This is a genomic window from Cognatundibacterium squillarum, from assembly GCF_014652435.1.
Classification (GTDB): domain Bacteria; phylum Pseudomonadota; class Gammaproteobacteria; order Burkholderiales; family Burkholderiaceae_D; genus Undibacterium; species Undibacterium squillarum.
The window spans coordinates 76,052-100,604 of the sequence record NZ_BMYU01000010.1 but is presented as its reverse complement, the minus strand read 5'-3'; the positions used below and the strand labels follow the sequence as shown (position 1 = coordinate 100,604).

The following is a 24,553-nucleotide window of genomic DNA, read 5'->3' as shown; positions in this document are numbered from 1 at the left end:
ACCCGCAGCGCACCGGAATACCATATCCGGTTTTACAACATCCTGACGGATGCCGTATCCTTGCGGGTAACGCGGCAGCCATGCGTAATACCAGTGCTGCCTGTCACCTGATAACCCGAATCCCGGCGGTCAGCGATGTCCGCCACCCTGCTATGCTGATCAAACGCAAATCCATCGAAGCTGAATCCAACCTGCGCGGCGGCCCGAAAGCCGCTGCCACCCGTCCTGTGCGCCGCAAGCCGCGCTTTGCCCCGATTACTTTGTCCGAATCGGACGGCATCCGCTATCTGCATTTCGGTACCGAATGGGTACAGGGCGCAATGCGCGTTCGCAAACCAGACTGGCTGGAGCTCGAATACTCACAACAAATGATGGCCTGGATGCTGTTCCAGGAAGCCCCTGCCCGCATCGCCCAGCTGGGTCTTGGCAGCGCAGCGATCACCAAATTCTGCTATCGCCAGTTTCCCGAAGCATCGGTGCAGGCGGTGGAACTGAATCCGGAAGTGATCAGTGTCGCGCGTGCCATGTTCAAACTGCCGCAGGATGATGAACGGCTGGAAGTGATGGAAATGGATGCGATGGATTTTGTTTCTGACCGTAAAAATCATAAGAAACTGGATATCCTGCAGGTAGACTTATACGATGCCACCGCACGCGGACCCGTACTGGACAGCCCGGAATTTTATAAAGCCTGTGCAGATTGTCTGAAGCTGCGCGGCATCATGACCGTCAACCTGTTCGGCGGCGGCCACCGCAGTTTTCTGATTAACCGCGTGGCGCTGGATGCAGCCTTTGAGCAAGTCATTTACCTGCCTGAAATTCATGATGGCAACGTGATTGCCATCGCCTTCAAAAAAGCACCGCGTCTGAACTGGAAAACTTTGCATGAAAGAGCGGCAGCGATTCGCGCCGCAACCAAGTTACCGGCTGAGAGCTGGGTCAGCGCCCTGCAGGAAGCCATTTCAGAGGAAGAATCCAACACACCATGAGTGCACAAACAGCGGAACGCAGCCTCGGCCTGCAACAGATATTTTCCTGGCTGGTCTCTGACGGTATTCTGAGCAAAGACGAAGCCCGTCAGAAATATCAGGAAGCTCAGGGCATCCTGAGGAGCGCCGTCAACATGCATCCGCTGACCGCTGCTGCACAGTGCAAGCTGATTTCCGGCAAACCGCCGCATACCCTGCTGACGCTGGACTGGCTGACCGAATGGGCGGCGCGTCATGTGCGTTTACCGTTTTACCGTATCGATCCGCTGAAAATTGATTTCACGACAGTCGCTGACATCATGTCCTCAAGTTACGCGACCCGTTTCAATATTCTGCCGGTAGAACTGCAGGGCGACGCGGTCGTGGTGGCAACGACCGATCCGTTTAACACCGAATGGCAGGGCGAAATTGCGCGTATCAGCCGCAAACAGGTCAGGCTGGTATTTGCCAATCCGCTGGAAATTGCGCAGTACATCACGCAGTTTTTCTCGCTGGCAAAATCGATTAAGAATGCGCGTAAAGCCAACACCCACGATCTGAACCTGCGTCAGAATCTGGAGCAACTGGTCGAACTGGGCAACCAGAAACAAGTCGATGCGAATGACCAGCACATCATCAATATCGTTGACTGGCTGTGGCAGTTCGCGTTTGAACAGCGCGCATCGGATATCCATCTGGAACCCAAACGCGATATGGCGGTGATACGTTTCCGTATCGACGGCGTACTGCATCAGGTGTATCAGGTGCCGGCTGTAGTCATGATTGCGATGATTGCGCGTATCAAGCTGCTGGGTCGTATCGACGTAATTGAAAAACGGCGGCCGCAGGATGGCCGTATCAAAACCCGTACCAATGACGGCCAGGAAGTGGAGTTACGCTTATCCACGCTACCGACGGCGTTCGGCGAAAAAATGGTGATGCGTATTTTCGATCCGGAAGTGGTGGTTAAAACGCTGCCGGAACTGGGTTTCCCGCCTGCCGATGCATTGCGCTGGCAACAACTGACCAACAAACCGCATGGCATTATTCTGGTCACCGGCCCGACCGGTTCCGGTAAAACCACCACGCTGTACACCACACTGAAGGCGCTGGCCACATCCGACGTTAACGTCTGTACGGTGGAAGATCCGATTGAAATGGTCGAAGCCAGTTTCAACCAGATGCAGGTACAGCATTCGATTGATCTGGATTTTTCTGACGGTATCCGTGCCCTGATGCGTCAGGATCCTGACATCATTATGGTCGGTGAGATCCGTGATCTGAAAACGGCGGAAATGGCGGTGCAGGCAGCACTGACCGGTCACCTTGTGCTGTCCACACTGCACACGAATGATGCGCCGTCCGCAATTATGCGTTTGCTGGATCTCGGCGTACCGCACTACCTGCTGGATGCCACCATCATCGGCATTATGGCGCAGCGTCTGGTACGTACCTTGTGTCCGCATTGCAAGAAACCGGACGGCGAGATGCCGGACCTGATCTGGCAAAGTCTTACCGAGCAATGGAATTTGCCAAAGCCAGCGCAAATTTACCGCCCCGTCGGTTGCCCTGAGTGTCGCCAAACCGGCTATCTGGGACGTACCGGGCTGTATGAATTGTTGACAGTGACACCAGCCTTCAGCAAACTGATCCATGCAGAAACCGATTTACCGGCATTACGGCGTCAGAGTGTCGCAGACGGGATGAAACCGCTGCGCATTGCCGGCGCAGAGAAAATTTCAGAAGGTTTAACCACCGCGGAAGAAGTCCTGAAAGCGACGTCCGCACTGAATTGAAAACGGGCCATGAACTACCGGCAACTGCTCTCATCAGGCGTATTCCGATTTTGTGCCGTGGCGCTCTGCTACTTTCTGGCGGGGCGCTTCTCCCTGTTGCTGTCCATGCCGCCCGGCTATGCCACTGCTTTCTATCCGGCCGCAGGTCTGGCGCTGGGTGCCATGCTCACTTACGGTCTGCATGCCATACCGGGCGTGTTTGTCGGAGCGCTCGCGTTCTGTCTCTCGGTTTCTTTTGAGCGTGCATTACCGTTCAACATGGCGACATTGTCCGTCGCGATGGTGCTGTCCATGGTTGCCGTACTGCAAGCCGGTCTCGCTGGCTGGCTGATACAGTCACGGCAAAAGCAGGCTGTCACGCTCGACAGCAACAAAGAGATCGCCGTTTTCTTTCTGTTCTCCGCCCTTGCAGCTGCCGCCGGCACCACTGCCGATATCGGTATATTGCGTGTGCTGGGGCAACTGACACGGATACAGGCCGATACCAACTGGCTGGTGTGGTGGGTTGGCGATTCGCTGGGCACGATGATCGCTGCGCCGGCGTGGCTGCTGTTTGCCGGGCAGCCTCATAAATTGTGGAGATCACGGCGCTATAAAGTGCTGATTCCGCTCGGTGCCTGCATCCTGATCGTGGTGATTGCTTTTGTGTTTATCCGTGACCGCGAGCGCGACAAACAGGCGCTGGAATTCCGTCTGGAAGCCCAGCGTATGAGCCAGAATGTGCAGAGTCGCCTGAATCATCATGCGATGGTACTGGATTATCTTGAACGCCTGTTCGCCAGCTCAAACCGCGTCAACCAGCATGAATTCGCTGTGTTTTCCGAACATGCACTGCGCGACTTTCCCGGCATCAGTTATCTGGCCTGGGTACCGTATGTCGCTCCCGGCGCTGCCAGTGCATTTGAACAAACACTGAACAAAGATGAGTTTCCCGGCTGGCGTATCCTGTCACCGGCTGCCAACGCTGATACAGCGGAACTGCAGCGCGGCAATGGCAGAGCCATGTATCCGGTTTTATATCTGACGCCGCTGAATCATCACCCCGACCTGCCAGGTCGCAATCTGGCATTGCAACCTTCCAGCCTGCATGCAATTGAAAGCGCGCGTGACAGTGGCGAAACCAAAACCACGCCGCCAGCCATCAGCGGTGCAGGAAAGCAGGCAGACAGCGTCAGCCTGTTCGCGCCGGTATACCAGAATGGCCGCAGTCTGATGAATACTGAAGAGCGCCGCGCGGCATTTACGGGTGTTGTTACTGCCTCATTCCGGCTTGCGGATATCCTGCATGAAACGCTGACGGAAACGGAAGAAAAAGAATTTCACCTGCGTTTTTTCGACAAGGATTTTCCTGACGGACAATCTGTATTTATGGATTACACCAGCGGATTAAAGGAAGCGCCGCTGTTTCAGTCCGCCATACTTTTCGGCAGCCATCAGTACGTGTTGCAGGCCCAGCCCTCTGCCGAATACTGGCGTACCCACATTTCATGGGTGACATGGGCAGCCATTATCGGGGGGCTGTCTTTCACTGCACTGTTTGGTGCCCATTTACTGATGACCAGCGCGCATACGCACAATGTCGAAAATCTGGTGCGTCAGCGTACCGCGCAGTTACATGACAGCGAAAACCGCCTGAGTACTATCCTCAATTATGCGGCGGAAGCCATTCTGACCTGTAATGCGAATGGCCTGATTCAGTCTGCCAATCCGTCCGCAGAAAATTTATTCGGGCTTGCGCCGGGCGGGATGCGCGGGCGTCAGCTACTGAGTTTTTTTCCGGATCAGAAAGCTCAAAACCTGTTGAGGCAGCAACTGTCACAGGTATTGCCAGCGGAATTGCAGTTACATCATGTGAATCCTGAGCGCATCGAAATTCAGTCGCAGCGCCAGGATGGCGAAATCCTGCCGCTGGAACTGGCGGTCACCAAAGTCCGGCTGGGTCAGCAAACCATGCTGATTATCATGCTGCATGATCTGAGCAAGACCAAGCGTGCGGAGCGCCTGAAAAGTGAGTTTGTCTCTGCAGTCTCGCATGAATTACGTACACCGCTGACATCCATCCGCGGTGTACTGGGCTTACTGGTTGGCGGGGTCGGAGAAGTCATCCCGCCCAAAACGCGCGGCTTGCTGAGTATGGCAAATGAAAATGCGATTCGGCTGACCAAACTGATCAATGACTTACTGGATTTCGACAAACTGGAATACGGCGGCATGCAGTTCGATATGCAGACGTATGCTGTTCGCACTCTGGTGGAAAAAGCCATCACTGCGAATCAGGGTTACGCCGAAAATTTCCGTGTACATCTGCATTTACTGCCGGACGACACGCCGGGCCTGTCCGTTGTGGTTGATGAGGGAAGGTTTATTCAGGTGCTGAGCAACTTAATTTCGAATGCGATTAAATTTTCATCTGAACATCAGGATGTCGAGATTGCGATTCTGCAACGCACTGACTGGGTACGGATCGAAGTCCGCGACCGTGGCATCGGTATTCCGGATGACTTTAAAGACCGCATCTTCCATAAATTTTCTCAGGCGGAAGCCACTGCCGCCCGCAAATATGCGGGCACCGGCCTCGGCTTATCGCTGAGTAAAACGCTGATTGAAAAAATGCACGGCGGCATCGGCTTCCAGAGCGAAATCGGTGTGGGCAGTGTGTTCTATCTGCTGTTACCGGCAGTACGCGCAGATGAAGCTGCAGCGGAGTAAAGTGGCTCCACATCTGAAACCAGCATCTGAACGGCATTGCTGAATTGCCTGGTACCGCTGCAATTCAGCAAGCATGCCTGTCAGCGCACGGCTGCAGAATGATCATCAATGCCCGCATGCCGTTCTGCCACCGCGGCAGCCAGCCCGGCTGCAACATCAGGATACTGAAAACGGAAACCGAGCTCATCCGTAATACGCTGATTCAGCAAGCGGCGTGACTCAGACATAAATGACAGCATGACCGGTGTCACCTGCTGCGCCAGTTCTGCGCGGGATACGCGCGGTGGTGGCATCAGACCAAAGGCATTTGCGACCTGTTCGAAATAATCTCCCATGCGGCAATCGCTGTTATCCACGGCGTGATACACACGCTGCGGACGCCCGTACCACAATGCCCTTAACACCAGACGCGCCAGATCATCCGCATGGATATGATTGGTGTACACATCTTCTTCCGGCAGCAGCGCCGGTGTACCGCGTTGTAAGCGTTCCAGCGGCAGGCGGTCTGCTGCATAAATGCCGGGGACACGCAAAATCGATAAGCGGCCATGACGCCGTTTCGCCCATCCGCGTAATGTACGTTCTGCATCGACACGGCGCACGGCGCGTGCATTTCGCGGCGCCACCGGACGGGTTTCATCAAATTTCGCGCCGGCACAATCACCGTACACACCGGTCGTACTGACGTAAACAAGGCGCACATTGTCAGGTAAAATGGCGCCCAGATGACGGGTACGGCGGTCTGTCTGACCGTCCGCCGGAGGCGGTGCCAGATGCACCACATACTCTGCCATGCCGCTCAGACGCGCCAGTGTATGGCGACAGTCCAGATCGGCCACCACAGGCATCGCACCTGCCGCCCGTAATTCGGCGCAGCGTTGCGGCTGACTGGTGACGGCAATCACCCGGAAACGCTGCCGCACCAGCGGCAGCAAACGCATACCGACATCTCCGCAACCAAGAATCAGTAAGCGGGGACGCCGCGTTTTATTAAATTGTTTTTTCATATTCACTACATTATGACTTTTCAGGTTAGTCTGACCCAGAGTGGTCGTCAGTTCAGCTGCGATGCCGATGAAACCGTTCTCAATGCAGCACTCCGTCAGGGCATAGGCTTGCCTTACGGCTGCAAAAACGGTGCCTGCGGTTCCTGCAAAGGCAAGCTGAGCAATGGTCAGGTTGAACACGGCCAGCATCAGCAACGCGCCCTCAGCGAAGCCGAAGCGGCGGAAGGTTTCACCCTGCTGTGCTGCGCAAAACCGGTATCGGATATCGCTGTCGATGTGCGCGAAATCGCTGCCAGCAGTGATTATCCCATCAAAAAACTGCCGACCCGCGTACACAAGCTGGAAAAACTGTCCGACGACGTGATGCTGGTCTCGCTGCAATTGCCTGCCACTGAAAAATTTGCTTACCGCGCCGGTCAGTATATTGAATTCCTGCTGCGTGATAACAAACGCCGCAGCTACAGCATGGCGAATGCCTCGCACAACGGTGAACACCTGACGCTGCATATCCGTCACATGCCGGGTGGTCTGTTCACTGATCAGGTGTTTTCCACCATGAAAGAGCGCGACATTCTGCGCTTTGAAGGCCCGCACGGCAGTTTCTTCCTGCGTGAAGACAGCGACAAACCAATCATCCTGCTGGCTTCCGGCACGGGTTTCGCACCGATCAAAGCGCTGATGGAACAACTGATTCATTTGAAATCTGAACGTCAGGTCGTGCTGTACTGGGGCGGTCGCCGTCCTTCGGATCTGTACATGAGCGCACTGTGCGAAGAATGGGCAGCCAGCCTGCCGAACTTCCGCTATGTACCGGTGATTTCCGATGCACAAGCCGAAGATCAGTGGCAAGGCCGTACCGGCTTCGTACATCAGGCTGTCATGGCAGATATCGCCGATATGTCCGGCTATCAGGTCTATGCCTGCGGTGCACCGGTGGTGGTGGAATCGGCTAAACGCGATTTCAGCGCGCAATGCCAGTTACCGGCAGATGAGTTCTATGCGGATTCATTCACTTCCGAAGCAGATCTGGCTGCGGGTTAATCCTGTCACAGCGACACACGCTGCGCTGTAAAGTAAGAAGAACGGGAAGCCACCGCTTCCCGTTTTTTATATCTGAGCACCCGTACACGGCGCAGTATGCTTAATCACATGCCAACACTGTGCCGCATCTGAAAAATTTTCAGCAAAATACCGCAAAAATTGCTTTGACGCAGTGCGAAAAAAGTCCTACCATCCGCACTATGAAAATGCTGCCTGACATGTCTTCACCGAATATCATCCGACGTCGCCGCTCACATCGTGAGCCTGGGCCGATGTGTCAGTGCACGCGCGCATTCTGAATGCGCAGCACAGTACCCAAAAGCCACAGGCCGCACCTGTGGCTTTTTTTACGCCCTTTCGTTTTTGTTTGTCCCTCACCCTAGCTTGCTTTGACCTCTGAAGGAGTCTGTAGAAATGGAATTCAGCCAGTACAACGTGAATGCCCTGATGTATATCACCCCACGCCCTGACATCGTATTTACCGAAGGCAGCGGTATGTGGCTGACCGATCACAAAGGCAAGCGCTATCTGGACTTTTTGCAAGGCTGGGCAGTTAACTGCCTGGGCCACAGCCCTGCCTGCATCCACGAAGCACTGGTTGCGCAGTCTAAAAAACTGCTGAACCCGTCACCGGCGTTTTACAACGAAGGCATGATTGCACTGGCTGACGCACTGACCAAAAACTCCTGCTTCGACCGCGTATTCTTCACCAACAGCGGTGCCGAAGCGAATGAAGGCGCGATCAAACTGGCGCGTAAATGGGGACAATTAAACAAAAACGGCGCGTTTGAAATCATCACCTTCGACCACGGCTTCCACGGCCGTACACTGGCGACGATGTCCGCTTCCGGCAAACCAGGCTGGGATACCCTGTTTGCGCCGCAAGTGACCGGCTTCCCGAAAGCAGATCTGAACGATATCGCTTCGGTTGAAAAACTGATCACCGACAAAACCGTTGCCGTGATGCTGGAACCGGTACAGGGTGAAGGCGGCGTGATCCCTGCGACACGTGAATTCATGCAGGCACTGCGTGAACTGACCACACGTCACAACATTCTGCTGATCGTGGATGAAGTGCAGACTGGCATGGGCCGTACCGGTGAACTGTTCGGCTATCAGTTATCCGGCATCACTCCGGACATCATGACACTGGCCAAAGGCATTGGCGGTGGCGTTCCGCTGGGTGCGTTGCTGTGCCGCGAAGCAGTCGCCTGCTTCGTGCCTGGCGATCAGGGCGGCACTTACAACGGTGCACCGCTGATGACGGCTGTAGGTCTGGCTGTGCTGAAAGAATTGCTGAAACCGGGCTTCATGGAACAAGTGCGTGAAAACGCGGCTTACCTGAGCGCAGAACTGATCAAACTGTCCGAAGAATTCGGTCTGGAAGGCGAACGCGGCGAAGGCTTGCTGCGCGCGCTGAAACTGGGCAGCAACATCGGTGCCGAAATCGTGGAGAAAGCACGCAATCTGGAACCTGCCGGCCTGCTGCTGAACTCCCCGCGCCCTGACCTGCTGCGCTTCATGCCTGCCCTGAACGTGACCCGCGAAGAGCTGGATCTGATGCTGAACGGACTGAGAGGCATCCTGCGCGAAATCAAAGGCTGATCACGCTGATTTGCCGCAAACCGGCGATGCAGTGCGGTATCCCTAAGCTACCCGCCCTGCCCGCCGCATTGAAAAAGCCATGCAATCCGGTCATTGCATGGCTTTTTTGTTTTCCTGTCCGGTCTTACAGATAGGACACCCGCTCCTGACAACGTCCGTCCGAATGCAGGTTCACCGCCTGCGCATTGTGCAAATATCGTCATTTACCATTTCCGGAGAGCCGGACTTTCTGCCGACGACCGCCGGATCGCTGTGCTGAACACCGCATTTGAGGCATTTTCGGGCCATTTTCAGTGCTCAGCGGACGCCATCCACGTTTGACACCCCGCGCTGACAGGGTGACTGGTTGTCGCCACAAACAGGCCGGTAAAAAAACAAAACCGCCCGCCGTTGCCGGTGAGCGGTTTGCCGGTGCGGACACGGGGGATGTCCGGCCGGAATTCCCGGGGGAAGGAATCAGGGTTTCAGTACAAAGTGCATCACGGAATACGGTGGCAGCGCAGTGCTGAATTTATTCGCGTTCAGCGTGGTTTGCACCTGACGTGCGCTGACGTTCGGGCTGCTGCTGTCCACGCCCCATGCCTGCACGTAGTTCAGTGCCACCGGATGGGTGATTTGCACGCTGGCATTCAGCGCGGTCGGCAAGCGGTTAATCGTGATCAGGTGAACGGTATTCGGATCCGCAGCGCTGACTGCAGCGTACACCGTGCCATTCGCATTATTGGTCGATACCGCACGTACCGAGATTTCCGGAAACACTGATTTATTGCCATCGTAGTTGCGGAACAGGCGGAAAGCCGATGCGATATAACCTTCTACGTCACCAAAATAGGTCGCCAGATACACGCCGTTTTTACCGAAAGCGCCCAGTGCATCAGCTTGTGCAATCGCACCGGTTGCATCGTACATGCCACCGAAGTCATATTCTGTGACCGCCAGTTTGGTGCCCGGATAAAAATCTGCAATCGCACGGTTCAGCTTCGGCAGCATTTGCAAGCCATTACCATCGGTAAAGCCGTAGCCCGGCTGGGTGATCCAGGTTGGCTCTACATATTGCGGGTCCCACAGACTGCGAGAGGCTTGAGAGCGTGTCGCCTGATCATACGAAGCCTGCGGATAGTAATGGAAAGAGAAAACGTCGAGCAAACGCTTACCGGCCGTGGTCGATGCCTGCTTCATGGTATCTAAATACACATTGGCAAACGTCATATTGTTATAGCGATAGCGGTCGCCGGTGCTTTTCGTGGTGTACGGTTCTTTGTTGTACTGCCCCCAGTCAGATGGCTGATGTGCTGCACTGCCATCCCACGCAGACCACAGACTGAACAAACCCAGGTAACCGCTGAGTGCAGGACCAAAGGTTTTGGCCGATGCATCCATACGTTTGACGGTTTGTGCCAGCGACACATTTTTCTGCAGTACTTCAGCAACCGTGGTCAGATCCGGATGCAGATTTTCATGCGTCCCTGCTCCCAGATACGTTGGCCACAGATGCCACAAATCCGGCTCATTATCCAGCTCGTAGCCTTTTACGCCTTTGGCAGCGGAGGCTTTACCGTATTTCTTAATCAGGAAATTCAGTTCTTCGTCGATATACACCACGTTATCATTCAGCGACGGATTCAGCGATAAAGCACCGGCAGCGGCAGGTTTGTCATTCACGATATTCAGCCAGCGCGCGGTGTCCACATTCGAAGCACCGGCAGTGGATTGCCACAGTTGCTGACCATTGCAATTGCCGGGCGGATTCAGGAACTGAATATCTTTCGGCAGTTTTCCGGCGGCTGGTAATTGCAGCAAAGAGAAGGTATTCAGCGCCAGCGACTGATCATGAAAACTGACCAGCCCTGCACCCGGTGTGTAATACGCCAGACCATTTTGCTGATTCGGCCAGCCAGCGCCGGTAGAGTAAGTCACACCAAAGTTTGAAGAATGGCAAAAGTCTGCACCGGAATTACTGACGCCGTTTTCCCAGTTATAGCTGGTCATATTGTTGCCACCGAGACGGCGCGAGGTCAGGTTCAGGCTTTCCAGACTGGCACGGCCACCATGTGCATCCCAGCCAGCGCGTCCGCTGCCGTCGGCATAGGCGTTAAAACCGTAAATCAGCGGACTGATATTTTTGCGTTCGGTCTGGGTATTCACGGTAAAGGTTACGTTTTGGGCCAGCGCCAGTGGAATTTGTGTCAGCAAGCCTGCGGTCAGCAGAACTTTTGCCAGTGTGGTCGGTCTCATACAGCTCTCCCTGAATTTAGAATATTTCTTCGTGGAAATTTTTATCGTCGGGAGTCGTTATAAACAGAGAGTTTCCCTGCATCAACTTTGCTTACACGCCAGTAACATTTTTTACGTTTGCAGGGAATCCACTGCCGGTTTGTTGCATTTTTCTGATCTTTTTATCAAGAAAATAAATTATGAAATTAACAATGAAGAAAATGGTGTTGTCACTCGCGCTGGGGGGCGTTCTGGGCAGCGCGTGGGCGGCACCGGCGTATTTGCGCTTTCCATCTGTGCGAGGCGACCAGCTTGTGTTCACTGCAGAAGGTGATTTGTGGAAAACCAGTCTGCAAGGCGGTCAGGCGCAACGTCTGACCACGCATCCGGCAGCGGAAACGCAATCTGCGATTTCTTTTGATAAAAAGTGGGTGGCCTTCGTCGCCGCCTATGAAGGCAGCAGCGAAGCCTATGTGATGCCGGCACAGGGTGGCGTACCGAAGCGCATTACCTTTGAAAATGAAGTGGTGAATGTACTGGGCTGGACACCGGAAGGCGAAGTGCTGGTCAGCACCCTGAACAGCACCGGCCCGAATGCGCACCGCATTATCGCGGCAGTCAATCCGCAAACCATGAAGCGCCGTGTATTCCCAGTCGCGGATGCGAATGAAGCAGTACTGGATGACAGTGGCCGTTACCTGTATTTCACCCGCTTCGGTCTGCAAATGACCAATGACAATGTGCGTGAATACCGTGGCGGTGCCATGGCCAGCATCTGGCGTTTTGACCTGAAAGCCAAAGAAGAAGCGAAGCGCTTGTTCAGCGGCGAAGAATGGAACCACCGCCGCCCGATGTTCTACAACGGCAAACTGTATTTCACAGCGGATAAAGACGGCGTATTTAATCTGTGGGTTGCTGAAGCCGATGGCACACAGGCAAAAGCCCTGACTAGCCACAAAGACTGGGAAGTACGCAATGCTGCGCAGGGTGACGGCAAGATTGTGTATCAGCTCGGCGCTGATCTCCATGTGTATGACATTGCCACCGGCAACGACACAACGCCGTCTGTGGAACTGGTATCCGATTTCGATCAGCAACGCGGTCAGCTGATCCGCAATCCGCTGGAATTTTTAACGGATTCTGAAATCGCGTCCCGCAGCGATAAAATCGTGATCACCGCACATGGTCATATCGCGATTGCCGGCCCGGGTTCTCAGCGTCGTATCAATATCCCGCTGCCTGCCGGTTCCCGTGCACGCAGCGCTATCTTCTCTGCTGATGACAAATGGGTTTTCGCTTTTGTCGATACCAGCGGCGAAAATGAAATCTGGCGCTTCCCGGCGAACGGTATCGGCAAAGCTGAAATGCTGACCAGCGATGGCCAGTTCCACCGCGAAAATATGTTCCCGTCGCCGGACGGCAAGCATCTGGCGCACACTGACAAACTGGGCCGTCTGTGGCTGCTGGATCTGCAAACCCGCCAGAACAAAGTCATCGATGATGCAGGCAAACTGGGCCAGCGCGGCCACAATGGCATCGTCTGGTCTGCAGACAGCAAAACGCTGGCGATAGTCCGCAGTGATAACGCAATGCAGCGCAGCCAGATCGGCCTGTACAGTCTGGACAGCCACAAGCTGCAATTTATTACCAGCGACCGTTTTGATTCTCACGGACCGGCATTCTCTGCCGATGGTCAGTGGCTGTACTTCCTGTCTGAACGCAATTTCCAGGTTTCGAATGGCTCGCCTTGGGGCGACCGCAACATGGGCCCTGCTTTCGGCAAACGCACCGGTGTATTCGCGATTGCACTGAAAGCCGGCGCACGCTTCCCGTTCAAAGCAGATGATGAACTGAGCAAAGCACCAGCCAAACCGGAAGAAAAGCCAGCCGAAAAACCGGCAGACAAACCGGCTTCCGGTGCTGATCTGGGTAATGACAAACCTTCTGATAAACCAGCCGATAAGCCTGCGGACAAATCTGCCGACAAACCGGCAGAAAAAACCGCCGCAAAAACTGACGACAAAGCTGCGGCACCTGCCGCTGCGCCGCGTGCACCGGCAATCGACTGGGCAGGTATCGAACAGCGCCTGTATCAGGTGCCGGTACCGGCTGGCAATTACCGCAGTCTGAGCACCGACGATAAGCGTTTGTATCTGGTCGATTTCGACAATGTACCGATGGTAAAAACCGTAGCATTCAGCCGTACCGGTGCGACCGTCGAAGTTTTTGCCGGCAACGTTCAGTCATTTGATTTGTCGCTGGACCGCAAACGTGTCGTGTTCCGTACTGTTTCCAGCACTGGCCCCGGTGACTTCTACGTTGTCGATGCCGGAGCCAAAGCACCGCCGGACACTGCCAAAGCCAAAGTCGCGCTGAATGACTGGTCTTTCCGTGTTGATCCGAAATCGGAATGGAAGCAAATGTTCAACGATGCATGGCGTATGCACCGCGATTATCTGTTCGATGCCAATATGCGCGGCATGGACTGGAAAAAAATCCGCAGCAAATACGAACCGCTGGTAGACCGTATCACTGACCGCCATGAGCTGAATGATTTACTGAGCATGATGATGGCGGAAGTCAGCACCCTGCACTCGCAATTCCGTCCGGGCGAAACCCGCCGTGCTGCCAGCGAAGGCACACCGGCAACACTGGGCGCGGTGCTGAGCCGTGTACAGGGTGGCGTGCGTGTTGATCATATCTACCGCAGTGAACCGGATCTGCCGAATGAACGTGCGCCACTGGCACAGCCTGACGTAGACGTGAAAGAAGGCGACGTAATCCTTGCAGTGAATGGTCAGCCGGTCAGTGAAGCACGTGATATTTCTGATCTGCTGCTGAATCAGGCTGACAAGCAAGTATTGCTGCACGTACGCCGCGGCAACCGCGCGCCGCATGCGGTAATCGTGCATCCGATCAGCATGCCGAAAAATGCCGATCTGCGCTACGCAGACTGGGAACAAACCATGGCAGCCAAAGTAAATCAGGCATCCGGTGGCAAAATCGGTTACCTGCATTTACGTGCAATGGGTGCGCAGGATATCAATGCATTTGCGCGTGAGTTCTATGCGAACTACAACCGCGAAGGTCTGATTATCGACGTGCGTCGTAATCGCGGAGGTAATATCGACAGCTGGATCATTGAAAAACTGTTACGTAAAACCTGGGCTTTCTGGTCTAAAAAAGGTGTCGCACCTTACACCAATATGCAGCAGACTTTCCGTGGTCATCTGATCGTGCTGGTGGATGAGCTGACATACTCCGACGGTGAAACCTTCGCTGCCGGTATCAAAGCACTCAAGCTCGCACCGCTGGTTGGTAAGCGTACTGCCGGTGCCGGTGTCTGGCTGTCTGACGGCAACCGCCTGACCGATGGCGGCCAGATCCGCGCTGCCGAAACTGCGCAGTTTGGTATGGATGGCCAGTGGCTGGTAGAGGGTGTCGGCGTTGCACCGGATGTGGAAGTGGAAAACATGCCGAACGCAACGTTCGAAGGCCGTGATCAGCAGCTGGAAACGGCGATCCGTATGCTGATGGAAAAAATGAAGGAACAGCCGGTCAAACCGCTGATCCCTCAGCCAATTCCTCCACGTTCCGCTGCACAGAAGTAATTCTGTTCTCAGCAAAAAAGCCGCGCATCTGTGATGGATGCGCGGCTTTTTTTGTTGAATGTAACTTTACGACTCTACTTAGATTGCGTCCGTACAGTTAATAACATTCATTGATATTAACTAAGAGCATCATTTGCTAATAAGCTTCGTGCTTTTTTAGCTAGCACGCGGAAATATTTATCGCTAAGCAAATTTTTGTTTTGCATTTGAAACAACGGTTACATAAGTAAACAGTGTTCGCATTCAATTCGAGAATTTCCATAATGGCAATGCATTATTCATGCCGCATAACTGGTGATGCATACATTGCGGTTTTTCCTATATTTTTTTCCGAATGCTTACCAATGAAATCTTTTCTGCTTAAAACTCCGCTGCAATTCGCGATTGTACTCACCTGCGCAGGGATCTCCATGAACGCTTTTTCGGCCGAATACAGCCTTTACCCAAAACCGGGTGTGTATGACGGCAGCGATGCACACTTCGACCGGGAGTTAATCATCACTGCGGATGGTAAATTCACGCTGGAAGTCACTGAGAAAAGCAAAAATGGCTCAGCACGCAGCGGGAGTGGCAGTGGAAAGCTCAGCGACGCACCGGGTGGCTGGGATTTCAGTCAGGGGCGCTGCTCAATGACGCTGAAACGCGCAATGGGCGGCATGCAAATGCGCGTAGAAGGGTGCAGCAGCAATTGGGGAGATGTCAGCTTTGACGGGAAATACAAACTGGCAGGTGACATTACTTCCAAGCCTGCCAACACAAACAGCAACGTTGCGACAGCAAAGCCGGCAAGTACTGTTTCGACTCCTGCCACACCAGCACCTGCAGTGACGGCTGCCAGTACGGCTACCACTGCGACTCCCTCTCTGCCCAGCCGGAAAGAGCTGCTGTTATCATGGTCAAACATTATGATCGATGGCATTGCAGGAAAACATATCGCAGTGTTTGCAAAATCCGGTGGTTCAGTATCACCCGATATCCCGCTGGAACGTTTTACGCAGGCTGCATTTTTTATTGACAGTGTTGAAATCGCACGCGAACTGCCGCCTGCACAGCAAGCAAAAACGCCATTGCAAATGTTTCCTTTGCCTTTACCGCCAATGGCCAAAGATGAAGGTATTTCCTTCAGGGGTGACTGTATCTATGGTAAATACGACAAAACACTGGTGATATTTCTGGACAGTTATCACAAAACAAAAGGCAGCAAATCCAAACCCGTCAGCGCCTGGATGATCGACAGCAAATTACAATTGCAGGAAATTAAACCCGTCAGCAAGGTGAAATGCCCTGCGTCGTCAGAATATTAAGCGCCGAATTTCGATGCAGGCTGATGATCAGCCTGCATGACTCTGTTCAATCGCTTGCTCTGTGGAGGCAGACTGATAACGCGGCATCTGCGCCCTGTCTTCCTCTGTTCCCACCACGTTTTTATAGGCATGCCAGGTCGCATGGCCTATCCACGGCATCAGGACTATCATGCCGACATTCCATGTCATGAATCCGGCAATCACAAACAGCACGACAATACCCGCCCACAACATCGCTGCAGGAAAGTTAATAAATAATGAGACGCAACTGATGATCATAGATGTGATGGCATCTGTATCACGGTCCAGCATCAGGGCAATCGATACCCAGCTGATCGCAAAGACAATGCTGGCGAAGACCAGACCGACGCACATATACACAAATACGAATTCCAGATTATCGACAGAAAACAATTGCGCCAGAAAGCGCTCCATCGTCGGCATACCCTTGTTATAAAACAGTGCAAAGATCACCAGCGATGCGCGCGCCCACACCATCATAATCACGGCAAGTACCAGCGCCAGCACACCGATGTTGCCCCAACGTCCGCGCATAGAAAACACACTGCCCAGCAAACCGGAGCGTGCATTTTCAAGACGGCGGCTGATGTCATACACACCCAGTGCCAGCAATGGCCCCAGCAGTAAAAAACCGCAGGTCAGTGCCGATAAAAACTGTGGTGCGTTACTGAGCACGATACGTATCAGCGTTGCCATCAGCGCAAAACAGACACCGTAAAACAAACTGCTGCCGCCGGATTCACGCAAGTCACGCCAGCCGGCTGCCAGCCAGCGGAAAGGCGCTGCCACCGTCACCCGCCGGATCGGCGGAAATGCGGTGTTTTTATCGATCATTGTGGTGATATCGGGATGAGCGCTGTCACCCTGTGCGTCATGCGTCATATCCTCTCCTGCCAGAAAGAACTGCTGAAAGCTGTGACCTTGCACCGGGCTTCTCTGTTATCGGTGCGATGCGTTCAGTCTAGTGCAGAAAAAGGTAGCAGGACAATGCGCAGCAAACGCTGCACTGCAATACAAGTGACCGGGATTTAAGCTGTACGACGAGAGAAATACATTCGGCTCAGGGGAGCAGGCGGATAAAGTCCAGCACCTGCGGCATTAAAGCAGATGCCAGCGGCAGGGACGGATCACCGTAACTGCTGATTTGTACTGCCGGTGCTGCAGCGGTGGTTTTGAGTACATGATTCATGCCGTCAATCACGACCAGTCTGACACCATCATGCGAAGCCGCGAGTTTTCTGACCTGTTCATCCGTGACCTGAATATCATGCGTGCCACCAACGGTCAGCACCGGAACACGCAGTTTCCGGATTTCGTCAGACGGTGTGTAAGCCATTGCAGAACGTAAAAAGCCCCGCACGGATGGAGGATAAATCCGTGCGACAGTCGCAGGAGGTTCAGCACCGGCTTTGCCGTTTTTTAAATCTTCAAGAAAGCGCTGATGCGCTGCGCTGCCTTCGCGGTCCAGTGCGCGGGAAACCTGCCACTGCAGAATATCTGCGATATTATCGGCCGGGCCGCATAATGAAATCACAGCATTCGCCTTTGTTCGCTGTGCTGCCAGCATTGCAATCAGTGAGCCTTCGCTATGACCGAGCACAATGATGCGCGAGAACTTTCCGCTTTGTTGCAGCCAGTCGATCCAGGCCGCTGCATCACCGACATAATCATCAAACTGCAGATCCCGGCCTGCCTGCAATTGCAGGCTCGCACCGACACCGCGTTTATCGTAGCGCAGTGATGCAATACCCGCTGCGGATAAGGCCTCTGCCACCATACGCAGGCTGTTATTTTTGCCCGGAATCATGCGCGAATTGCCATCCCGGTCGGTGGGGCCGGAGCCTGCAATGATCAGTACCACCGGTGGTTTCTCCACCCCTTCCGGCGTTTCCAGTGAGCCCATCAGCGTCATCTGACCGGACTGAACGCTGGCACCGGTTTCACTCGCCTGTACTGCCTGCAGCCACGCAAAGCAACATACCAACAACATGATCAGCCTGTTCGTCCGCATCTTTTGCCTCCGCTTACTGTGTGTTACGCACCTTACGCCGGTTTGCGCACTGCATCAAGCACAGCCGGTACACAATACCTCTTTGTTGCTTTTTTCTCATAGCATTACCAAGAAACAAAATCATCACCGTGCATCAGGGGCCCGCTGCGACGGTATTTTTATGTAGCCTTTGTCAACTACAATGGCGGGATCACGTTATGAAGGTTCATCACTGAAAGGGAATCTGTATGCGCAAACATTTCGGCTTACTGGTCGCCGGCATCTTGCCGCTGCTGGTACAGGCACAAACAACGCCTGCCAAAATCACGCAGGTGACGGTATATCCGGGCATGGCGAAAGTAGAACGGCAGTTACATGTGGGTGCAGGTGAAAAGGAACTCATCATTCCCTGCCTGAGTGCCTTGTTTGATGCTGACAGCCTGCGGATACAAACAGATAACGGTATCCGCTTCGGCGATATCCGGATTCAGAATGTGCCAGTGGAACGCGCACCGGAATGCGCTGACTCTCCGCAAAATAAGCGTATCCGTGAACTGGAAGAGCAAATTGCGGCCGCCAATGCGGAAATACAGGCGGGCAATATTGCGCTCGATTACTTAAGGCGTTTTCCCGGCGATAAAAATGCCGCAGCTCCACTGACGGCAGTTGAGCCTTTACGCCGCCAGAGTCAGGACTTGCTGAACAAGCAGGCGCAAACCGAGCGCCGCATGGGTTTACTGAATAAAGAACTGGCGAATCTGACGGCTGAGCGCGACGAGCAATCCGGCAATGTGCGGGAAGTACGCAGCGTCAGCATCCGCGTTGCCGCAGCACAGGAAGGTAATCTGCAATTACAGTACATGGTGCCGGGTGCTGGCTGGGCGCCGGTGTATCGTGCCACCCTGGATACCCGCAGCGGCAATCTGCGCATTGACAAACATGCGCAGGTCAGCCAGCGCAGCGGTGAAGAATGGCAGCAAGTGAGTCTGGTGTTATCGACCACACAGCCAAACCAGTTCAACCGTCTGCCGTTTGCCAGCGCGTGGCAACTGGATTTACGCCAGCCGGAACCGGTGTATGCCATGCCCAAGCTTGCCCCTGTCCCCTCGCCCGCGATGGCAGCGAAGGCTGTTTCTGTCACAGGCTCACGTCGTACTGCGGAAGCCGATTTTGATATCAGCGTATTTCAGGGAGCATTCAGCGCTGAATACAAAATACCGGGTAAAGTCAGCCTGCCTTCCGATGGCCGCAAACTCAGTTATGCGCTGGAACAGGTACAGCAAACAGCAGAAGTGCTGACACGCATCCTGCCTGCGCAAAATAACAGTGCATGGTTACTGGCACGATTCGACCGCCCTGCCGGCAGCTGGCCGCAAGGACAGTTACAACTGTACCGCGATCAGGAATACATTTCGCAAATGCCGCTGAATTTTGGCACGGAAGAGAAAGTCGAACTGCCGTTCGGTAAAGATGAAAAAATTCTGGTCAGCGTGACGCCGACACGTAAAGATGCGGAAGACAAAGGCTTCACCGGCAGCCGCCAGCAGCAAACGCTGAAGCATGCTTACCGCATCACGAATCAGCATCAGCAGCCCCGCGTGATTCAGGTGCTGGAAGCAACGCCGGTGGCATTGCATCAGGAAATTAAAGTCGAGAAGCAAATTACGCCGGCATTCACGGAAACTGACTGGAATAAGCAGGCGGGTGTCAGCGTCTGGAAATTCACGCTGGCACCGGGGCAAAGCAGCGATTTGTCAGCAACGTATCAAATCAGCTTTCCGAAAGAACCGGGCATTAGCGGACTGCGCTGAACCCGGTATTGATAAAAACGGGGCTTGTTGCGGCCCCGTTTTTTATTGTTTCAAAGACTGCCGCATGTGTTGTACGGACAAAAAATTCAGGCCGAGCGCAACACCATATTCCGTACAACTTCATTAAATGCCCCGACAATATGCGGATCAAACTGCGTATGAATATTCGCATTAATTTCTGAAATTGCGCTGAGCAGACTCTTCTTATAGCTGCGATCGGAGCGTTCCGTCGTCACTGAACAAAATGCATCGATGACTGCCAGCATTCTGGCCCCGGCATGAATTTGCTCGCCTTTTTTCCTGTTCGGATACCCTGATCCGTCATAATATTCATGATGATCCAGCACCATCGCCGCAGCGTCGTCCCAGCCACCAAAACGCAGGAGCATCTGGCTTCCGATTTGCACATGCTCCTGCAAAATACGTAATTCTTCACGCGACAAATTCGTTTCTTTATTGAATATCGCATGTGGCACAAACGCCATGCCGACATCATGCATCAGCACTGCCACTTCCAGCTGTTGCGCATCAACCGGTTTACCCAGCGCCGTATTCAGTTCCAGCGCAAGTTCCACGCTGGTGGTATTGCGGTTTTTACGAAATACCGTCAGCGCATCAATTTTATCCGCCCAGTAACGCATCAGACTGATGTCATCCTGCAACTGCAGATTGACGCGGTTGCCACGTCCTCCGGGACTTTTTTCTTTCGTTTTGCCCCCCAGCATCGCAATTGCATCGCGAAAGCTGGCAGCTTGCAAAGCTCCCTGATTTTGCTGTCTGAGGTTATCGCATACAGTGGCCAGTAAAGCGCGCCGGTTTTCATCTGCATGGCCCTGCTTTAATAATTCATACAGCAAATCCACAATCTGATCCGTGGCCATCAGCAGAAACTCACCCAGCTCCGGAAAATACTGCTCCGGATGCGCACGTAAATGCGCAAAAATTTCTTCCACTCTGTGCATCAGATCTTTGAAAGGCGTCAGCCCCACCATCTGGCAATTGCCTTTCAGCGAGTGCATGGAGCGGAACATACGATGGATGTATTCGGGACCGCCGTGCTGATTCAGCGCTCTGACGCAGGCTTCCACTTCGGTATGACATTCCGTGGTGCAATCCAGGAATTCATCGATGATTGCCCTTTCCATATTCAGAAATTCCGGGCAGGTAAAGCTGGGATGGGAGTCTGGAGTTTGCATCGGTTCCGCTTTCATAGTCATACAATGACGAATACAGGCAGGCCAGCCGGATAAGATCAGGGCATCAAAGGGCGTTCGCTAATCTGCTTTCTGATTGACGCTATTGATGCAGGATACAGCTTATTAGGATTAATATAGTGCATAAATCCCACTTTTCCTCAGTTTTTACTTGCTATGGCGCAAAACCCATTTTCCCGCAATACACTTGTCTGCAAGCTGGCACTCGGCCTGCTGTTTTCACTCAGTTCGTTGAGTGCCTGTCAGAAAGCCGTTACTCCGCCTGAAAAACACCATTATGAGATTACCGGCAATCAGAACAGCCCATTATGGCCGCAGGCCGTGGAAGACATCAGCGAGGAAGTCCGTATTACGCTGAATCATGGCGCAGCAACGCCGGACATGGTGGTGATTGAGGAAGATGGCAGGCAGGCTACCTTCACCGGTGAGCGTCACGGTGACTACCTGCTGGTGCCGCGTAAATTCCGCCATTTGCGGCTGTTAAACGGTGAACAAACTGTCGCGGATATCGTGCTGGAAAAAGGCTGAGCAAAGCGCTGCGAAGCCCTAATAAAAAATCCCCTGTTGTGCAGGGGATTTTTCGTTAACCGGTGGTAACCGGTTGCCCGTGTCAGTCTGAGGATGTTCAGACTGCGCGCAAAGCCTGTTCAATGTCAGCCCAGATATCGGCCACATCTTCCAGACCCACAGACAAGCGCACCAGACCGTCGCTGATGCCATGGGCTGCCCGTTGTTCAGGTGTGTAAGTGGCGTGCGTCATACTGGCCGGATGTTGTGCCAGCGATTCTGCATCGCCAAGACTGACCGCGCGGCTGATCAGTTTCAGCGCATTCATAAAGCGGATACCGGCTTCCAGCCCGCCTTTCAGTTCAAATGCGATCATGCCGCCGAAACGCTTCATCTGACGTTTTGCCAGTTCATGCTGCGGGAAGCTCTTCAGACCCGGGTAATACACAACTTCTGTCAGCGTGTGTTTCTGCAGTTTTTCAGCGATGATTTCTGCGCTGTCGCAATGGCGTTCCAGACGCAGCGACAGGGTTTTCATGCCGCGCATAATCAGCTGCGCATCGTGCGGTGACAAGGCTGCGCCGGTCATATCTTTTAAGCCGTAGACGCGCACATTCAGCGCCAGTTCGGGATCTTTGAATACCGCAACACCGGCAATCAGATCACCGTGGCCGCCCAGATACTTGGTGGCAGAGTGCAGCACCACATCCGCGCCCATAGTCAGCGGACGCTGCAGATACGGTGTGCAGTAAGTGTTATCGACCACGGTTTTTGCACCGTACTGCGTTGCCAGCGCGCAGACCGCAGGAATATCCACCATACGCATATTCGGATTGGCCGGTGTTTCAAAATACACGACCTTACGCGCTGCCTTGCTGGCCGCCAGCGCTTTTTGCAGCGCGGCGTGATCGTTCATATCGACATAGGTCAGGTTGATACCGAATTTCGCCAGACCGGCGTTGAAGAAAGCAAAGGTGCAGCCATACAGCGTGATATCGGCGATCAGATCATCGCCCGGTTCCAGCATGGTCCACAAAGTTGCTGTCACTGCGCCCATACCGGAACCAAAAGCAACTGCACCGCCGCCCTGCTCCAGACTGGCCATACGGCCTTCAAACAATGCCAGCGTCGGATTGGAAATACGGGTGTAGAAATGGCCTTTTTCTTCGCCGGCGAAACACTTCGCGCCGTATTCGATATTCGGAAAAGAAAACGTAGATGTCTGAAACAGTGGCGGCACCAGTGCGCCCTGATGCGCCTGTGCGTCGTAACCAAAGTGAATGGCGCGGGTATCAAAACCGGCTTCGGTTTCGTGGCTGTGTGCAGCCTGAGATTCGTTTTGCATATTGTCTCCGTTATGGTGTTTGCCTGTTCCGGCAATGATGTGCGGGGTAATCCCTACCTGCCTATTCTGCGCTTGTAACGAAACAAAGTTCTGGCAAATCCTGCGCGTATGTTTTAGCATCGCAGAAGATTCATCCCCTAAACCAGCCAATGAAACAAGATTCTTGCCATGAAAACGATAGACACAACGGATAAAAAAATTCTTACAGAATTACAGCGTGATGGCCGCCAGAGTATTGCCGAGCTGGCAGACAAGGTGAATTTATCGCAATCGCCATGCTGGCGACGGGTGCGTCAGCTGGAACAGCAAGGCGTGGTGCAAAGCTATGGCGCAAGGCTGGACCGCAACCGCATGGGCTTTGGTGTGACCGGCTTTGTGCATTTGCAGCTGGAAGGGCATTCACCGGAAATTACCAATGCGTTTGAACGCGAAGTGGTGGCGCTGCAGCAAGTGGTGGCCTGCCACAATTTATCCGGTAAATACGATTACATGCTGGAAGTGATTGCAGCAGATTTGGAAGAGTTTTCGAATTTGCTGCGCAATCAGATACGCAGCATTCCGGGCGTGAAAGAAATTTCCACCAGCTTTTCGCTGAAAGAAGTGAAGCGCACCGACGTGGTGCCGGTGCTGTAAAACAAACAATCAGCGACGGGAACTGCTCCGGGTTTCCGTCGTTTTTTCCGGCTGGTATTTCAGTTTGTATTCGATACGCTGACGCTCGTCCGGCTGGATTTTGGATGCGAAATTCTGATTCAGAAATTTCCAGGTATCGCTTTCCAGCTCTTCACAACGCAGCACCGCACGGCTCTTCGGTGCGTGGCGCTGATGGTATTCAATCGTGTCCAGCTCTTCTTCGCGCTGTTTTGCGACGTACTGTGCCTGACGACGATTACTGTACAACGCTGCTTCCTGATTTTTGACGAAGCGACGCTGCGGGATTTCACACTGATCACGGAAAATCATGCGGATATCTTCCTGTATCCGCGCATAGCACTGCCCCATGCGGTAATTGATAGTCCAGCAGGCTTTGTCCAGATCATTCTGACCATTCATTTCCGACAAACGCTTGGCAACGCCGGGATCGGCCACTTCCTTGCTTTTTTCCGGCGTTGCCGCTTCGCAGGGTTTGTCGGTATAGATGGACTGACCGGAAGCCGTCACGCATTTACGAATCTGTGCGCTGGCTGCAGTACAGCACAGCAAACCAACAGCGCACACGATCAAACGAAGAGAAGGAGAAGTCGACATACCGGATCAACAAAATTATACGGAATGCATGATTCTACCTGCCGAGGAAACAAGTGACATGTAAAAACGCATCGCCGCGAAGCATTTTTTGCGGATTGCGGCAATTTACGCACAGGGTCTTATTCCTCCACCAACCCGCCGCCGAAAAAGCGGCTATTTGCC

17 protein-coding genes are annotated in these 24,553 nt (G+C 53.7%); 10 read left to right on the top strand and 7 right to left on the bottom strand.

Annotated elements, in window-relative coordinates; genetic code table 11:
• Nucleotides 1–152 precede the first annotated feature (152 nt).
• From IE092_RS16660 to IE092_RS16650, 3 genes are read left to right on the top strand one after another with little or no spacing between them, the layout of a single operon-like run.
• On the top strand, nucleotides 153–989 hold the full coding sequence (locus IE092_RS16660) for a spermine/spermidine synthase domain-containing protein (RefSeq protein ID WP_189358523.1): 837 nt from the start codon (nucleotides 153–155) through the stop codon (nucleotides 987–989).
• Nucleotides 986–2,764: a type IV pilus assembly ATPase TfpB gene (tfpB, locus tag IE092_RS16655; RefSeq protein WP_189358465.1), complete on the top strand. Its 1,779-nt coding sequence runs from the start codon at nucleotides 986–988 to the stop codon at nucleotides 2,762–2,764. The genes IE092_RS16660 and tfpB overlap by 4 nt, the downstream gene beginning before the upstream one ends.
• Nucleotides 2,765–2,773: 9 nt before the next feature.
• A complete protein-coding gene (locus IE092_RS16650; RefSeq protein WP_189358464.1) occupies nucleotides 2,774–5,473 on the top strand; it encodes a CHASE domain-containing protein in 2,700 nt (899 codons plus the stop codon).
• Between the two features lie 80 nt (nucleotides 5,474–5,553).
• Here the strand turns inward: IE092_RS16650 and IE092_RS16645 are convergent, their stop codons facing one another.
• Nucleotides 5,554–6,480, bottom strand: coding sequence for an NAD-dependent epimerase/dehydratase family protein (locus IE092_RS16645; protein ID WP_229793227.1), 927 nt, complete (start codon nucleotides 6,478–6,480; stop codon nucleotides 5,554–5,556).
• Nucleotides 6,481–6,492: 12 nt separating this feature from the next.
• Here IE092_RS16645 and IE092_RS16640 point away from each other — a divergent pair, with 12 nt between their 5' ends.
• Nucleotides 6,493–7,521 carry a CDP-6-deoxy-delta-3,4-glucoseen reductase gene (locus IE092_RS16640; RefSeq protein ID WP_229793226.1) on the top strand — a complete coding sequence of 343 codons (1,029 nt, stop codon included), beginning with the start codon at nucleotides 6,493–6,495 and terminating at the stop codon, nucleotides 7,519–7,521.
• Between the two features lie 414 nt (nucleotides 7,522–7,935).
• Nucleotides 7,936–9,126, top strand: coding sequence for an acetylornithine transaminase (locus IE092_RS16635; RefSeq protein WP_189358458.1), 1,191 nt, complete (start codon nucleotides 7,936–7,938; stop codon nucleotides 9,124–9,126).
• A 456-nt stretch (nucleotides 9,127–9,582) separates the two neighbouring features.
• Here the strand turns inward: IE092_RS16635 and IE092_RS16630 are convergent, their stop codons facing one another.
• Nucleotides 9,583–11,361, bottom strand: a complete 1,779-nt coding sequence (locus IE092_RS16630; RefSeq protein WP_189358456.1) for a glycoside hydrolase family 44 protein — start codon at nucleotides 11,359–11,361, stop codon at nucleotides 9,583–9,585.
• Nucleotides 11,362–11,540: 179 nt separating this feature from the next.
• On the opposite strand from IE092_RS16630, the gene IE092_RS16625 reads away from it, so the two are divergent.
• Nucleotides 11,541–14,951 (top strand): S41 family peptidase, encoded by a 3,411-nt coding sequence (locus tag IE092_RS16625; RefSeq protein ID WP_189358454.1) that lies wholly within the window; start codon nucleotides 11,541–11,543, stop codon nucleotides 14,949–14,951.
• A 410-nt stretch (nucleotides 14,952–15,361) separates the two neighbouring features.
• Nucleotides 15,362–16,255, top strand: a complete 894-nt coding sequence (locus IE092_RS16620; protein WP_189358452.1) for a hypothetical protein — start codon at nucleotides 15,362–15,364, stop codon at nucleotides 16,253–16,255.
• A 27-nt stretch (nucleotides 16,256–16,282) separates the two neighbouring features.
• Here IE092_RS16620 and IE092_RS16615 read toward each other — a convergent pair whose 3' ends face one another.
• Nucleotides 16,283–17,158, bottom strand: coding sequence for a DUF2189 domain-containing protein (locus IE092_RS16615; protein WP_229793225.1), 876 nt, complete (start codon nucleotides 17,156–17,158; stop codon nucleotides 16,283–16,285).
• Nucleotides 17,159–17,336: 178 nt separating this feature from the next.
• Nucleotides 17,337–18,266, bottom strand: a complete 930-nt coding sequence (locus IE092_RS16610) for an alpha/beta hydrolase (RefSeq protein ID WP_189358450.1) — start codon at nucleotides 18,264–18,266, stop codon at nucleotides 17,337–17,339.
• A gap of 248 nt (nucleotides 18,267–18,514) precedes the next feature.
• On the opposite strand from IE092_RS16610, the gene IE092_RS16605 reads away from it, so the two are divergent.
• Nucleotides 18,515–20,077, top strand: coding sequence for a DUF4139 domain-containing protein (locus tag IE092_RS16605; protein WP_189358448.1), 1,563 nt, complete (start codon nucleotides 18,515–18,517; stop codon nucleotides 20,075–20,077).
• An 86-nt stretch (nucleotides 20,078–20,163) separates the two neighbouring features.
• Here IE092_RS16605 and IE092_RS16600 read toward each other — a convergent pair whose 3' ends face one another.
• The gene (locus IE092_RS16600; RefSeq protein WP_189358446.1) at nucleotides 20,164–21,273 is read right to left on the bottom strand and encodes an HD-GYP domain-containing protein; all 1,110 of its coding nucleotides are present in this window, start codon (nucleotides 21,271–21,273) and stop codon (nucleotides 20,164–20,166) included.
• A 174-nt stretch (nucleotides 21,274–21,447) separates the two neighbouring features.
• Between IE092_RS16600 and IE092_RS16595 the strand changes: the two genes are divergently transcribed.
• Nucleotides 21,448–21,819, top strand: coding sequence for a hypothetical protein (locus IE092_RS16595; protein WP_189358444.1), 372 nt, complete (start codon nucleotides 21,448–21,450; stop codon nucleotides 21,817–21,819).
• A gap of 97 nt (nucleotides 21,820–21,916) precedes the next feature.
• Here IE092_RS16595 and IE092_RS16590 read toward each other — a convergent pair whose 3' ends face one another.
• Nucleotides 21,917–23,143, bottom strand: a complete 1,227-nt coding sequence (locus tag IE092_RS16590) for a methionine gamma-lyase (RefSeq protein ID WP_189358442.1) — start codon at nucleotides 23,141–23,143, stop codon at nucleotides 21,917–21,919.
• A 168-nt stretch (nucleotides 23,144–23,311) separates the two neighbouring features.
• Here IE092_RS16590 and IE092_RS16585 point away from each other — a divergent pair, with 168 nt between their 5' ends.
• Entirely contained in the window at nucleotides 23,312–23,776 is a 465-nt protein-coding gene (locus IE092_RS16585) for an Lrp/AsnC family transcriptional regulator (protein WP_189358440.1), read from the top strand.
• Between the two features lie 9 nt (nucleotides 23,777–23,785).
• Here IE092_RS16585 and IE092_RS16580 read toward each other — a convergent pair whose 3' ends face one another.
• Nucleotides 23,786–24,391, bottom strand: a complete 606-nt coding sequence (locus tag IE092_RS16580) for a DUF4124 domain-containing protein (RefSeq protein ID WP_189358439.1) — start codon at nucleotides 24,389–24,391, stop codon at nucleotides 23,786–23,788.
• Nucleotides 24,392–24,553 lie beyond the last annotated feature (162 nt).